General features: G+C 69.6%; 12 protein-coding genes. 4 read left to right on the top strand and 8 right to left on the bottom strand.

All coding sequences use genetic code 11. The features are described 5' to 3' along the window. Positions 1–100: 100 nt before the first annotated feature. Entirely contained in the window at positions 101–889 is a 789-nt protein-coding gene (locus Plo01_RS24590) for a PhzF family phenazine biosynthesis protein (protein ID WP_203893027.1), read from the bottom strand. 251 nt (positions 890–1,140) lie between these two features. Here Plo01_RS24590 and Plo01_RS24585 point away from each other — a divergent pair, with 251 nt between their 5' ends. Beyond that, positions 1,141–1,536 carry a cell division protein SepF gene (locus tag Plo01_RS24585; RefSeq protein ID WP_203893026.1) on the top strand — a complete coding sequence of 132 codons (396 nt, stop codon included), beginning with the start codon at positions 1,141–1,143 and terminating at the stop codon, positions 1,534–1,536. A 65-nt stretch (positions 1,537–1,601) separates the two neighbouring features. Here the strand turns inward: Plo01_RS24585 and Plo01_RS24580 are convergent, their stop codons facing one another. The 3 genes from Plo01_RS24580 to plsX all read right to left on the bottom strand — a co-directional run bounded on the left by Plo01_RS24580 (position 1,602) and on the right by plsX (position 6,117). Continuing rightward, positions 1,602–3,083: a hypothetical protein gene (locus Plo01_RS24580; RefSeq protein WP_239316956.1), complete on the bottom strand. Its 1,482-nt coding sequence runs from the start codon at positions 3,081–3,083 to the stop codon at positions 1,602–1,604. A 150-nt stretch (positions 3,084–3,233) separates the two neighbouring features. Further along, positions 3,234–5,003 carry an arginine--tRNA ligase gene (gene argS / locus Plo01_RS24575; protein ID WP_203893024.1) on the bottom strand — a complete coding sequence of 590 codons (1,770 nt, stop codon included), beginning with the start codon at positions 5,001–5,003 and terminating at the stop codon, positions 3,234–3,236. 37 nt (positions 5,004–5,040) lie between these two features. Then, positions 5,041–6,117 carry a phosphate acyltransferase PlsX gene (gene plsX / locus Plo01_RS24570; protein ID WP_203893023.1) on the bottom strand — a complete coding sequence of 359 codons (1,077 nt, stop codon included), beginning with the start codon at positions 6,115–6,117 and terminating at the stop codon, positions 5,041–5,043. 281 nt (positions 6,118–6,398) lie between these two features. Between plsX and Plo01_RS24565 the strand changes: the two genes are divergently transcribed. Together Plo01_RS24565 and Plo01_RS24560 are read left to right on the top strand one after the other, a co-directional pair. After that, complete coding sequence (locus Plo01_RS24565) at positions 6,399–7,718, top strand: KamA family radical SAM protein (RefSeq protein ID WP_203893049.1); 1,320 nt, start codon at positions 6,399–6,401, stop codon at positions 7,716–7,718. A 460-nt stretch (positions 7,719–8,178) separates the two neighbouring features. Further along, positions 8,179–8,913, top strand: a complete 735-nt coding sequence (locus Plo01_RS24560) for a hypothetical protein (protein ID WP_203893022.1) — start codon at positions 8,179–8,181, stop codon at positions 8,911–8,913. 141 nt (positions 8,914–9,054) lie between these two features. Here the strand turns inward: Plo01_RS24560 and Plo01_RS24555 are convergent, their stop codons facing one another. The 4 genes from Plo01_RS24555 to Plo01_RS24540 all read right to left on the bottom strand — a co-directional run bounded on the left by Plo01_RS24555 (position 9,055) and on the right by Plo01_RS24540 (position 11,800). Beyond that, positions 9,055–9,234 (bottom strand): hypothetical protein, encoded by a 180-nt coding sequence (locus Plo01_RS24555; protein ID WP_203893021.1) that lies wholly within the window; start codon positions 9,232–9,234, stop codon positions 9,055–9,057. 196 nt (positions 9,235–9,430) lie between these two features. After that, positions 9,431–9,958: a YbhB/YbcL family Raf kinase inhibitor-like protein gene (locus tag Plo01_RS24550; protein WP_203893020.1), complete on the bottom strand. Its 528-nt coding sequence runs from the start codon at positions 9,956–9,958 to the stop codon at positions 9,431–9,433. A gap of 53 nt (positions 9,959–10,011) precedes the next feature. Next, the gene (locus tag Plo01_RS24545; RefSeq protein ID WP_239316946.1) at positions 10,012–10,866 is read right to left on the bottom strand and encodes an ABC transporter ATP-binding protein; all 855 of its coding nucleotides are present in this window, start codon (positions 10,864–10,866) and stop codon (positions 10,012–10,014) included. Continuing rightward, positions 10,859–11,800: an ABC transporter permease gene (locus Plo01_RS24540; protein ID WP_203893019.1), complete on the bottom strand. Its 942-nt coding sequence runs from the start codon at positions 11,798–11,800 to the stop codon at positions 10,859–10,861. Before Plo01_RS24540 ends, Plo01_RS24545 begins: the two co-directional genes overlap by 8 nt. 532 nt (positions 11,801–12,332) lie before the next feature. Between Plo01_RS24540 and Plo01_RS24535 the strand changes: the two genes are divergently transcribed. Beyond that, positions 12,333–13,961, top strand: a complete 1,629-nt coding sequence (locus tag Plo01_RS24535) for a peptide ABC transporter substrate-binding protein (protein WP_203893018.1) — start codon at positions 12,333–12,335, stop codon at positions 13,959–13,961. Positions 13,962–14,031: the final 70 nt, after the last annotated feature.

The raw sequence follows: 14,031 nt of genomic DNA, 5'->3' as shown, positions 1-14,031 counted from the left end.
CGGGGGCACGGGACCGGAAGCAGTCCCGTGCCCCCGCCGGTCAGGCTCTGCTCCCGCCGGTCAGAGGTCCTTGCGCTGCGGCGTGCCGTAGCGGGAGAGCTCAGATGTGGAGCTCCCCGGAGAGCACGGTCGTCGCACGGCCGGCGAGCTCGACCCTGTCACCCCGTACAGTCGTGCGGACCGTGCCGCCGCGCTCCGATAGCTGTCGGCCGGTCAGGACGTCCCGCCCCAGCCGGTGCGTCCAGTACGGGGCCAGGGCGCAGTGCGCGGAGCCGGTCACCGGGTCCTCCGGGACGCCGACCCGGGGGGCGAAGAACCGGGAGACGTAGTCGGCGCCGCTCCCGGCCGCCTCCGCGGTCACGATGACCCCGCGGGCGTCCACGGCCGCCAGGGCGGTGAAGTCGGGAGAGACCGCGCGGACCGCTTCCTCGTTCTCGACCTCCACGAGGTAGTCCCACTCGTTCTTGCCGACCCAGACGGGCTTGACGCCGAGCGCCTCGACGAGGCCCGGCGGCGGGACCGCCTCCTCAAGGGCCTTCGCGGGGAAGTCCATGGTGATCAGACCGGTCCCATCCCGCGTCACCGAGAGGATGCCGCTCTTCGTCGAGAACTCCACCGTTCCGGAGGCGGCTCCGGTGGAGTAGAGAACGTGCGCCGTCGCCAGCGTCGCGTGGCCGCACAGCGCCACCTCCACCGCGGGCGTGAACCAGCGGAGCGAGTACGGGCCGCCGTCTTCGCCCCGGAGGAGGAAGGAGGTTTCCGAGTGCCTCATCTCGGCGGCGAGGGACTGCATCCAGGAGTCCGGCATCGGGGAGTCCAGCAGGCAGACCCCCGCGGGATTGCCGTGGAAGGCTTGGTCGGTGAAGGCGTCCACCGTGTAGATCCGCATGATGCGATGGTAGGGCGTCACGTGATTGATCTTTGCTGTGGCGGGCATTCCCTGGAGGATCTCCGGACGATGTCGCGGGCCGGGATTGGCGGGGATCATATTGGCTGGCACGAGAGAACGCCCGTCACACAAAATGGAAATACATACTGGGCGTGTCGCGCCGTGAACTTCTGAGCGTCGGTTAGCGTCCAATGTGGAGGGAGAGACTGAAGGCCGGTACGGCCGGGGCCTCTTCCGGAAAGGACGAGCCGATGGGGGCAGTGCGCAAGGTAGCCAGCTACCTTGGCCTGGACAGGGTAGAGCATTATGACGATTCGTATGACTACGGGGAGGACGTCGAGCACGTCGAAGGCGAGGACTGGGAGTCCGCTTCCGAGCGGGCGGCCAGGCGCTGGCGTTCGGTGATCGAGCCCTCCCGGATCGTGATGCTGACGCCGCGCAAGTACAACGACGCGCCCACCATCGGCAGGCACTTCCGCGAGGGCCAGACGGTCATCATGGACGTCAACGGCATGAGCACCGCCGAGGCGACACGGATGGTCGACTTCGCCGCCGGCCTGGCCTACGGCTGTGACGGCCGCATCGAGCGGATCGCGGAGAAGGTCTTCCTGCTGGCCCCCGCCGATGTGGAGGTCACCACCGCCTGAGGCGCCCGGGTGCTTGAGGACGTCTGAAGGGTTCTTCCGGGTGCGCCCGGAGGAGAAGCGCTCCGCTACCCGGCACGGGGGCCGCGGCGGAGCAGCCTGGTCAGTTCGGCCAGGTCTGTGGTCGCGGCCCGGGCGCGCTTCTCGGCCTCCCTGGCGTACTCATGCAGCGCCCACACCGCGTTCTCCGCCAGCTCGCGCAGTTCCTCGACCTGCGCGGTGACGTATTCGGCGTCCGCCTGCTCCTGCCTGCGGCGCAGCCACAGCCGGTGTCCTCCGGCGGCGGCCGCGGCCAGCCCGAGCACCGCGGCGGCGAGCGGCACCGGCAGCGCGGTCTCCGGCGACGCCAGGGGGACGAGAACGGCAGTGACGACGAGCACCGCGGCGACGGCGATCAGGGTGTGGGCCGCCCACGGCAGGCCGCGGGCGGGCACGCCCTCGGTGACGATGCGTTCCTCGGCGGCCGAGAGGGAGGCCGGGTCGGGCCCCTCCGGCCGGAGTACGACGTCGTGCCCGAGGAGCGGGAGGGTGACCGACTCGGGGGGCGCCGACTGGGTGGCCCGCGCGAGGTTCTCGGCGGCGTCGCGCACGATCGGGGCGGCCACGTGCAGGGCGATCGTGGTGAGGCGGGGGTCGGCTCCGGGCCGCAGGTCGGCGAGGAGGTGACCGGTGAGCGAGCTCATCGGGCCCTCGGGACCGCCGGAGCCGATCAGCCGGCGCAGGACGGCCAGCGGCTCCTCCTCGGCCCAGGCGGCGGCGGGTGTGCGCGAGCGGTTCACCAGCCGTCCGCCGCCGTGCTCCCGGTCGGTGCGGGCCGAGGTGATCTCGACGCAGCGGCTGCGGAGCCGGGCGAGCTGGGCGGCCGAGTGGACCGGCTGGGCCAGCGCGGGGAGCTGGGCGAGCTCGGGGAAGTCGGTCAGGGACGGCGGCACCACGATCGACGGCTCGTCCGGAGTCAGCGCCCGCAGCCAGGGCCCGGGATCGAAGCCCGCGGAGCCCCCGGAACCGGCGGAACCCGTAGGGTTCGAGGCCGTCGCTGCGCTCCCGGAGGTGCCGAGCTCCGCGAGCTCCGCAGACTCCGCGGGCTCCGGGGAGCCGGAGGAGCGGCCGGAGAAGAGGGACACCGCGTCGAGCTTGCGGAGCACGAAGATCTTCCCGGCGGGGCCGTACGCCCCGCGGGCCGCGGCGAGCCAGAGCGCCCGCTGGCCGTGGGTCACGGGCCGGTCCGGGGAGAGCTCGCCGAAGGCGGTCCCGAACCAGGAGGCGTGGATGCGGTCGCCCTGGCCGGCGACGGCCAGGGCGAGGCAGAGGAAGAGCGCGGTCTTCTGGGAGTCGCGCTGGGCGGCGCGGCCGAGTGACTCCAGCGCGTCGTCGCCGCGCATGAGCGCGTTCAGGGCGTCCACGGCGGGGGAGAGCCAGTAACCGGGCACGTCGGCGAGTTCCGGCGGGGTGCCCGCGAGGGAGCCACCGGCGGCGGCGAGATCCGCCAGGAGCGCCTCGGCGTAGCGATGCAACTCCGTCCTGGTGTCGGGGCTCGCGGTCAGGTCCATGCTCAAGTGAGGAGAACTCTTTCGACGTCGTGTCCGTTGACCGCGCCAGCGTAGTGCGCCCCGGACAATCACGCAGCGAGGCGCGCCGAACCCGTCTTTGCCGGATGATCGGCCCGATTTGGGAAACCGGGGCGATCATCCGGCGGGGGCTCACATACGCTCGGGGACCGGGACTCCGAGCAGGTCGAGGCCGGTCTCCAGCACGCGCAGGGTGAGTCCGCACAGGGCGAGCCGGGAGGCGCGCGTCTCCTCCTCGACGTCGGCCCTGAGCACCGGGCAGTTCTCGTAGAACGTGGTGAAGGCGCTGGCGGTGTCGAACAGGAAGGCGGCCAGCCTGTGCGGGGCGGAATCCTCGGCCGTCTCCGCGACGGCCGCGCCGAACCCCAGCAGGCGCAGCGCCAGGGCGCGCTCGGCGGGGTGCCGGAGCACGACCGGGCCGGCGGCCTGCGAGGGGCCGACGCCGCCCTTGCGGAAGATGGAGCGGATCCGGGCCGTGGCGTACTGCAGATAGGGGCCGGTGTTGCCGGTCAGGGCGAGCATGCGGTCGAAGTCGAAGACGTACTCGCTGTCGTGGCTGACCGACAGGTCGGCGTACTTGACGGCGCCCATGCCGACCGCGTGCGCGATCTCGGCGCGCGCGGCGTCGTCGTACTCGCGTTCGGCGATCACGGCGGCGGCGCGGACGTCGGCCTCGTCGAGCAGCTCCAGCAGCTTGATCGACTTACCGCTCCGGGTCTTGAACATCTTGCCGTCGCTGCCCAGCACGCTGCCGATCTGGACGTGCTCGGCGCGGACGTGCTCGGGCAGCCAGCCCGCCATCCGGGCGGAGGCGAACAACATCGACATGTGCAGGGCCTGGGTGGCGCCGATCACGTAGATGATGCGGTCGGCCTTGAGGTCCTGGACCCGGTAGCGGATCGTGGCCATGTCGGTGGTGGCGTAGCCGTACCCGCCGTCACTCTTACGGATCATGAACGGGAGCGGCTGGTCCTCCCGGCCGGTGAAGCCGGGCGGGAAGACGCAGAGCGCGCCGTCGCTGATCACGGCGATGCCGCGTTCCTGGAGTTCGTCGCAGACCTGGGGGAGCGCGGCGTTGTACATGCTCTCGCCGGCGATGTCGTCGTCGGTGAGGGTGACGCCGAGCCGCGTGTAGACCTTGTTGAAGTAGCGGACCGTGGCGTTCATGAAGATGTGCCACAGGCGCATGGTCTCCGGCTCCTCGGCCTGGAGGGTCACCACCCGCGCCCGGGCGCGCTTGTTGAACTCCGGGTCGGAGTCGAACTTCACGCGCGCGGCCTGGTAGTACTCGTTGCCCTCGCCGGCTTCGAGCTGGGCGACGGCGGCCTCCTCGCCGATGTCCAGCAGGTGCTCGATGAGCATGCCGAACGGGGTGCCCCAGTCACCGAGGTGGTTCTGCCTGACGACCTTGTTGCCGACGTGCTCGTGCACGCGGACGAGGGCGTCGCCCACGATGGTCGTGCGCAGGTGGCCGACGTGCATCTCCTTGGCCGCGTTGGGCGCGGAGTAGTCGACCACGACGGTCTGCGGGGAGTCCGTCATCACCACGCCGGTGTGCGGGTCGGCCAGGACGTCGGTGGCCTGCCCCGCGATCCACGCGTCGTCGAGCGTGATGTTGAGGAATCCGGGGCCGCTGACCTCGACCGTGCCGGGGAAGTCGGGTCCGCTGACCTTGGCCGCGCCCGGGGAGGCGGCGCCGGTGAGCCGCTCGGCGATCTCCTGGGCGACCTCCCGCGGGTTCTTCCGGCCGAGTCGCTTGGTCAGGCTCATCGCGACGTTCGCCTGGTAGTCGGCGAACTGCGAGGGACGGATCAGCGGGTCGGCGTCGGAGAACTCCGGACCGAAGGCGGCGGCCAGCGCCTGCTGGACGCGCTCGGTGAGGAAGAGCTGCGGGTCGGTCATGAATCAAGGGTATCGGTAGCGTGCTCACGATCTCCTGTCATATCGGGGCGTCCGTGCCATGCGTGCCGGGCGGGGCGGATCGCCACAGGCGGTGCGGCCGGTGGGCGGCGACGAGGCGTTCGCCGATGCGGGCCACCACGCCCTGCCGGGACATCGTGGCGGCGAGCGCGCAGGCGGCGCTCACGCCCTGGGCGCGGGAGGATCCGTGCGCGATGACCACGGTGCCGTTCAGCCCGAGCAGTACGGCCCCGCCGTGCTCCTCGGGGTCCAGCCGCCGGTGGAGCTCCCGGATGCGCCTGCGCTGCAGCAGGCCGCCCAGCCGGGCCGTGCGGCTCTCCTGGATGGTCTCGCGCAGTTCGGTGAAGGCGTAGCGGACGCTCCCCTCGATGGCCTTGAGCGCCACGTTGCCGGTGAAGCCGTCGGTGACGATGACGTCCGCGACCTTGGTGAGCAGGTCGTGCCCCTCGATGTTGCCCGCGAAGTCCAGGCCGGGGGCGGCCGACAGCAGCTCGTGCGCCCGCCTGACGAGCTTGTTGCCCTTGCCGGGCTCGCTGCCGATGGTCAGCAGGCCGATGCGGGGTTTCTCGATCTCCAGCGCGGTCTCCGCGTAGGCCGCGCCCAGGTGCGCGAACTGGACCAGCATCTCCGGCTTGACCTCGGCGTTCGCCCCGGCGTCCAGGAGCACGGAGGGGGTGGGGCGGGTCGGCAGGGCCACCGCGATCGCGGGTCTGAGCACCCCCTGCTGGCTCTTGAGCCGGAGCTTGCCGGTGGCGACGATGCCGGCGGTGGAGCCGGCCGAGACCACGGCGGAGGCGTCGCCGCGCCGTACCAGGTGGCAGGCGACGGCGATGCTGGAGCGCGGGCGGCGCAGGCTGGCCAGGGCGCCCTCGTCCATCGTCAGGACCTCCTCCGCCCGGACGATCGGGATCTCGGTGGTCGCGTCGTGCCGGGTCAGCGCCTCGTACAGCGGGCGGGGCGAGCCGACCAGGACGACGGGGACCCCGTGCTGCCTGACGGCCTGTACGGCGCCCGCCACGATCTCGTCCGGGGCGTGGTCGCCGCCCATGGCGTCCAGGGCGATGGGGGCGACACCGGGAGTGGCGGTATCAGGCAAACGGTCACCTCGCGCGGGAGTCGGCTCTCCGCATCGTAGGCGCGGTTACCAGCGGGTTAAACAAGCGGGGTGCTCAGGTTTCGCCTGGAAGGTTCCAGCCGGGCCGCCGCCGGTGGGGGCGCGGGGGCGGGGCGCGGGACGGACTGTATGCCAATGAGGTTTCGGACATGCGGAACCGGGGGCGGTGGGTGTCACGTCCGGTATATAAGCGCTACAGACGCGCGACTACGCCAAGAGGTTTACGCGGAGAAGGACAAAAAACGGAAGGAAAAAGCCTGGTGATGTTGAAAGAGGGCTCCACGCGCGGGTTCCGCGCCTACACCGCCAAGCATCTCGACGATCTTCTGGAGCGAGCCGGTCTCCCGGAGGAGGAGCGGCTCCGGATCCGGGCGGTGGCGACCGTGCTGCCCTTCCGCACGAACGCATACGTGGTGGACCAGCTCATCGACTGGTCGGCCGTCCCCGAGGACCCCATCTACCGGCTGGTTTTCCCCCAGGCGGACATGCTGCCCGAGGCTGACGTCACCAGACTGGCAGGTCTCCTGCGGTCCGGCGCCCCAAATGCGCAGATTCAGGCGATCGCAACCGAGATCAGGATGCGGCTCAACCCGCATCCCGCCGGACAGCTCGAACTCAACGTGCCCAAGGTCGGCACGGAGCCGCTCCCCGGCACGCAGCACAAATATCCCGAGACCGTGCTCTTCTTCCCCAAGCAGGGGCAGACCTGCCACGCCTACTGCACCTACTGCTTCCGGTGGGCGCAGTTCATCGGCGAGCCCGACCTGAAGTTCGCCTCCGACGACGTCGAGGGCCTCATCGGCTACCTCAAGGAACATCCCGAGGTGACCAGCGTGCTGTTCACCGGCGGGGACCCCATGATCATGGGGGAGCCGGTGCTCCGCCGCTACCTGGAGCCGCTGCTGGAGATAGAGCAGATCGAATCCATCCGGATCGGGACCAAGTCGCTGGCCTACTGGCCGCAGCGGTTCGTCTCGGACCCGGACGCCGGCGACACGCTCCGCCTGTTCTCCTCCGTGGTGGAGGCGGGCAAGAACCTCGCCTTCATGGCGCACTTCTCCCACCCCCGGGAGATGGAACCCCCGGTGGTGGAGGCCGCCGTGGCCGGGATCCTCGGCACGGGGGCGATCATCCGCACCCAGGCGCCGCTGATCAGGTCGATCAACGACGAGTCGGGGATCTGGGCCTCGATGTGGCGGCGCCAGCTCACACTGGGCATGGTGCCGTACTACATGTTCGTCGAGCGGGACACCGGACCGCAGGACTACTTCGCGGTCCCGCTCGCGCGCGCCTACGGGATCTTCCGGGATGCCTACGCGAGCGTCTCGGGGCTGTGCCGTACGGTGCGCGGCCCCTCCATGTCGGCCACGCCCGGCAAGGTGTGCGTGGACGGCGTCACCGAGATCGCCGGGCAGAAGGTGTTCGTCCTCCATCTCATCCAGGCGCGCGACCCCGAACTGGTCGGCCGCCCCTTCTTCGCCCGGTACGACCCCGAGGCCGTGTGGCTCACCGACCTCAGGCCGGCCTTCGCCGACCGTTTCCCGTTCGAGCCCGAGGCGGTCGTACAGGCGCTGCCCGCGTGATGCTCCGGTCAAGCGGGGGTACGGGTCCGGGAAAACTCCGTTCCCGGACCGGTGGCCCCCGCTTTCCTGTTCCTTGCACCGGACTTGCCGTTCATGGTCTGAATGGCAGCCTCGGACTTCTACGGTATTTCCGGCATAAAGCCTGAGGGGGCGCAGTCCTTCTCACTGTTATTTCCGCTTTTACGGGACGCTTCGGACGGCCTGACCTGGCCTGCCGGGGCGTCCCCGCTGCGGACATATCCGCAGTGCCAGCGAGAGGTTTGCTCATCGTAAACCGGCTCGGAAGTCGCTTGAGCGGGTGGTAGAAATGCCGGAGCAGCTTCCGGCCGGGGGTGTTCCGTGTAATTTTCCACATCGCGCCCGCCGGTGAAATGGGTCTCAGGCGCTGCTTTCTTGGATTTCCTGGAAACCTCCCGGATCTCCAGGAGGAGTGGCGCCGTTACGAGCTGGGAAGGCAATCATGAAGCGAGTCATCAAAGCGGCTGTGGCCGTGGCGGCGTTCGGTCTCGCGGCGGCGATCTGCTCGCCCGCCCAGGCGGAGACGGCCGACGAAACCCTCGACGGCTATGGAGCGGCGGGCACCGTCGCCGCGGCGATCCAGGGGCTCTCCGGCGGTCTGTTCGACAGCGGCGCCGCGCTGAGCAGCCTGGGCAGCGGTCAGGGCACCATGACCGCCGACGGCGTCGTCGGAACCGGGACGGACGCCGTCGAGAGGATTCTGGGCGTCTCCGCCGACAACATCACCTGGGGCGCTCCGGCGCGCGGCGTCAGTGACGGCACGGGCCCGGTCGGCCAGACCGTCGACAGCGTCTCGGGCCTCACCGGCACCGCCGCCGACGCGACGTCCTCCCTGGGGCGCCTGACGGACAACGCCCAGGGCACCGCCGAGGGCGCCGAGGGCCTGGGCAACCAGCGCGGCGCCGTCGACGGCCTGGTCCACGGGGTGAACGAGGCGCTCCCGCAGGGCCCCGGAACCGGGGGCAACCTGGCTCCCGCGGTCAGCGCGGTGACCCCGAACGAGGTGGCGCCGGTGACCGGCGCGGTCGCGCCGGTCACCGGGTCGGCCTCCATCGACGAGCTCGCCCCGCTGGTGAGCAACACCGGCGCGCAGGCCGCCTCCTCGACGACCGGGCTCGTCGACTCCGTGGCCGACGCCGTCGACAGCGCGAGCAGGAGGGCCGCCACCGCCCAGTGACGGCGGAGCCCGGACAGGCGGACAGCGGACAGAAGAAGAGACCGGCCGGTGCGCACCGGCCGGTCTCTTCGTGCTCTGTGCGGTGTGTCTCCGCCCGGAGGGATGTCCGGGTGCCTCTCTCCGGCCCGGGGAAGCAGGCTCTCAGGACCCGGGGATCCGCACGGAGGTGCGGCGGGCGATCTGGGCCTGGAGCCTGGCCATCTGCCAGTGCAGCTCGATGAGCTGCTCGGCGAGCTGGAGGCGGGAGATCTCGGATGGGTCTTCTGCTGCCAGGTGGTCGATCGCGGTGGACAGCTCTCGCATCGCGCGCCCCCACTCCATGACGGCTTCCTTGGGTTCAAACCCCCTGATCGAAACAACGTTCGAATCATAGCGGAACGCCGGTCCCACTGTCAGTCCATTGCCTCACGACTCGCCGTACGGCGGCACCGACCCCGGGGAGCGCGTTACGGGGCCGGGAAGGGCGGGCGGACCCGGGAATCGCATCTCGATCCCCGGGCCCGGCGGAGGGGCCCGGTCAGCCGGAGACGGCGTACTCGGGGACGATGTAGCCGCGGGCGAGGGTGTTCGAAGTGATGTTGAAGCCCACCACCGCGGGCGGCGTGTCGGCGTCCAGGCCGAGCTTCTCCACGCCCAGGGCGTGGACGGCGAAGATGTAGCGGTGCGGGCCGCCGGGGGGCGGGGCGGCGCCGCCGTACTCGTTGGCGCCGTAGTCGGTGCGGCCGTGCACGCCGAAGCCGCTGTCGGCGGCGCCCGCGCCCCGGGGCAGCTCGGTGACGTCGGCCGGGACGTCGTACAGGAGCCAGTGCCACCACCCGCTGCCGGTGGGGGCGTCGGGGTCGAAACAGGTCACCGCGTAGCTCCGGGTGCCCTCGGGAGCGCCCGACCAGCGCAGGTGCGGCGAGATGTTCTGCCCGCTCATGCCCCAGCCGTCGAACACGTGGGCGTCGGACAGGGTCTCGCCGTCGCGGATGTCGTCGCTCTCGACGGTCAGCGCGGGGACCCGGGGCAGGAAGTCGTACGGAATCGGCGGCCGTGGCGACACGATTCACCTCCGATGGGAGCGTCGTTCAGGACGCTCCTCATCTTGCCCCGTCGTCAGGCCTTGTTGTAGGCGGCGAGCACCGTCTTCGGGTCGCCGTCCATCTTGATCTTCCCCTTGTGCAGCCAGATGACCCGGTTGCAGGTCTCCTCGATCACGTCGAGGTTGTGCGCGACGAGGAAGACCGTGCCGGCCTCCGCGCGCATCTGCTTGATGCGCTCCTGGCTCTTGCGCTTGAACTCGCGGTCGCCGGTGGCCAGGGCCTCGTCGATGATCAGCACGTCGTGCTTCTTGGCCGAGGCGATGGCGAAGCGGAGCCGGGCGCCCATGCCGGAGGAGTAGGTGGACATGGGGAACTGCACGAACTCCCCGATGCCGGAGAAGTCGACGATGTCGTCGAACTTGTCCTTCACCTGGGCCGGGTTCATGCCCATGGCGTAGCAGCCCAGGACGATGTTGCGCTCGCCGGTGAGCTCGCGCATCAGCGCGGCGTTCACGCCGAGCAGGGAGGGCTGGCCGTCGGTGTAGACCGCGCCGGAGTGCGGGGGCAGCAGGCCCGCGATGGCCCGTAGGAGGGTGGACTTGCCCGAGCCGTTCCGCCCGACGATGCCGATGGCGTCGCCGTGGTGGGCCACGAAGGAGACGCCGCGGATGGCGTGGATCTCCTTCATCTGCGGCCGGCCCTGGCGCTTGAGCAGGCGCATGAGGGCGTTGGCGGCGTTGCCCTTCTCCGCGTCGGTGGCGGCGCCGTACACCCGGTAGATGATGTGCAGGTCGTCGACGACGACGGTGGGAGTGCCCGCGCGGGGATGGCGGGGGGGCTCCGGGTTGGGGTGCACCCTGACGTCCGTGCTCGGGACGCCGGGCTCCTCGGCCTTCACGCGGGACAGCTCCTCCGTCAACTCAGCCACGACCGTACTTCTCCTCGGCTCGCCAGAAGTACCAGAAGCCGCCGAGCAGGGCGAACACTGCCCAGAATACGCAAACGAACCAGATGTACGGCCGGATCTCGTGCTGCGCGATGAGCAGATGGCGCATGAGCTCCATGTAGGCGGCGGCGGGGTTGAAATACATCACGTCCGCGACCCACTGAGGGAGCCCGGCGGAGCTCGTGACCTTGTCCCCGATGGAGAAGAACACGCCGGAGGCGTAGAGCCAGGTGCGCATGATGAACGGCAGGAGCTGGTTCAGGTCGCGCGCGGTGGCGCCGACGCGGGCCAGGACCAGGCTCGCGCCGATGTTGAACATGGTCTGCATCAGCAGGGCGACCGGGATGAGCAGCCAGAGCCAGGTGAGCGGCTGGCCGGTGACGAGCACCAGCACGACCAGCACGCCCATGGAGATCACGAGCTGCTGGAACTCCTGGATCGTGTAGGCCAGCGGGAGCGCGGCGCGCGGGAAGTGCAGGGCCCGGATCAGCGACAGGTTGCTGGAGATCGACTTGGCGCCGCCGCTCACCGCGCGCTGGGTGTAGGTGAAGACGAACATCCCGGTGATGAGGAACTCGGGATAGTAGTCGCTCACCGTGCCCTTGCTCGCCCCGAGGATCAGGCCGAACATCAGATAGTAGATCGCGGCGTTGAGCAGCGGGGTCAGGACCTGCCAGAGCTGGCCGAGGGCGGAGTTGCTGTATTTCGAGACGTTGCGCGAGGTGGCGTACGTCATGATGAAGTGCCGTCGTTCCCACAACTGGCGCAGGTAGACGGGGAGACTCGGGCGTGCGATGGCACGCCGAAGTCCGTAACGCTCGGCGAGCTTGGCCAGCGGCTCCTGCCCCGCGGAGGGGGTGCCGTCGCTCGGGCCGCCCGCCTGGGCGTCCGCGGTGGCGGATTCCGGCTGGCTCATGGCTAGGACTCTATTGGATGTGGGTGGATGACATGCCTGCGGCGGGGCTCCGCCGGACATTGGACGGGAGACGGAGATGAGAGGTTCCACATCGATTGCGCGAGTTGTCCTCCTGCCCCCGGTTCACCCCTGTCTCGCGTGACGCGGTCAGCCGCCGCGCGTGACTGTCGGTCAACGGTAGCCCAGGCGGGGGTCGGCTGCGGGCAATGGCGCGCCCACTCTGGCGGGGAAGGTATGTTGGCGTGACCATTCCCGCGCTACATGTACGCAAATGTCTCCTTTAGGGTGATTTTGGGTTTATGTCGGTCTGGACTGGTTGTGGTATGACGGCGCACCGGCGTCCGTGTGACCGAACTGCAACATCCCGGAGACGACCCGGTGTGGAGCGGTGCGGAATAGTCGCGTCCGACCGGTGTGGCGTCAGTGCGTTGGCCGGGCCAGTGGGATGCGGGGGCGACACCCTTCGCGACGCTGCCCCCGGATGGCGGTGCTCAGTCTCGACGCTCGCCTGCAAAGGGAGGATTTACCACAAATGCGTGTCTTCAAGGGCGCAAAGATCATCGCCGGGGCGGCGTTGCTCTCTCTGGGGCTCGCCGCGTGTGGCAGCGTCACGTCCGCGGGCGGCGCCGCCGACGCCGATCAGCCCGTGCGCATGAGGATCGGTGAGCCGCAGAAGCTGTTCTACCCGAGCGACACCGTCGAGTCCGAGGGGGCCGAGGTCCTGGCCGCGATCTTCGCTCCGCTGGTGAAGTACGACGAGGAGAAGAAGCCCGTCGAGTACGTCGCCGATTCGATCGAGACGAACGACAACCGCGTCTGGACGATCAAGATCAAGGACGACTTCACCTGGCACAACAAGGAGAAGCTGGTCGCGCAGGACTACGTGGACGCGTGGAACTACGCCGCCAACCAGGAGAACGCGCAGAGCACCAACTACTTCTTCGCGCGCGTGCGCGGGTATGACGCTCTGAATCCCGGCGAGGGCAAGAAGCCCGCGACCGACAAGATGAGCGGCCTGCGGGTCATCGACAAGACGACCTTCCAGGTCACCCTGAAGCAGCCGTTCTCCCAGTTCCTGACCATGCTGGGCTACAGCGCGTTCTACCCGCTGCCCAAGGTCGCCTTCGGCGGGGACGGGAAGATCACCAAGGCGTACGCCGAGAAGCCGATCGGTCAGGGGATGTTCCAGATCGACGGGCCCTACAACAAGGGCACCGACCAGACGATCAACCTGACCCGCTACCAGGGCTTCCCGCTCGACAAGCCGAAGTTCGAGAAGCTGCAGTTCAAGATCTACAACAGCGCGGAGACCGCCTGGAACGACCTGCAGGCGGGCAACATCGACGTCCAGGAGCAGCTGCCGCCCGCGGCGATCTCGACCGCCAAGGCCGAGCTGGGCGACCGCTACATCGACCAGGAAGACGCCAGCATCGGCTACGTCGGCTTCCCGCTCGTGGCGAGCGACACCTACGACGACCCGCGGATCCGTCGGGCGATCTCCATGGCCATCGACCGGAAGACCATCACCGAGACGGTCTTCTCCGGCACGCGCGCCCCGGCCGACGACTTCATCAACCCGCTGCTGCCCGGCTACCGCCCCGGCGCCTGCAGCGCCTGCGTCTACGACCCGGACGGGGCCAAGAAGCTCTACGCCGAGGCGAACGGCCCCAAGACGCTGCAGCTCGGCTCCAACATGGACAACGGCCACAAGGAGTGGATCGAGGCGGTCGCCAACAACCTCCGCTCCAACCTGGGGGTCACGGTCGACATCGAGCAGGTCGAGAAGTTCCAGGAGATCCTCGACCGGCTCGACGCCAAGCAGTACACCGGCATGTTCCGCTCGGGCTGGCTCATCGACTACCCGTCCGCGGAGAACTATCTGACGCCGATCTTCTCGACCGGCGCCATCAGGACCGGTTCCAACTACGCGGGCTACTCCAACCCCGAGTTCGACCAGCTGCTGGCCAAGGGCGACTCCGCCGCCTCCCTGGAGGAGGGCCTGAAGTACTACCAGCAGGCCGACGACCTCCTGCTCCGCGACCTGCCGATGATCCCGATCTTCTACTACCGGATGAACGCGGCGTTCTCGGAGCACATCAGGGGCGTCGAGATCAACCTGCTCAACCAGGTCGAGTGGGCCTCGGTGGAGAAGGTGGCCTGACCGTCCCCCGGGCCGGGCGGACGACCGCCCGGCCCGACCTCCGCGAACCCCGACCGCTGTGAATAAGAGC

Origin of the sequence: Planobispora longispora, assembly GCF_016863135.1 — a bacterium.
Classification (GTDB): Bacteria; Actinomycetota; Actinomycetes; order Streptosporangiales; family Streptosporangiaceae; genus Planobispora; species Planobispora longispora.
The sequence above is the reverse complement of the archived record's forward strand: the minus strand, read 5'-3'. Positions and strand labels throughout refer to the sequence as shown.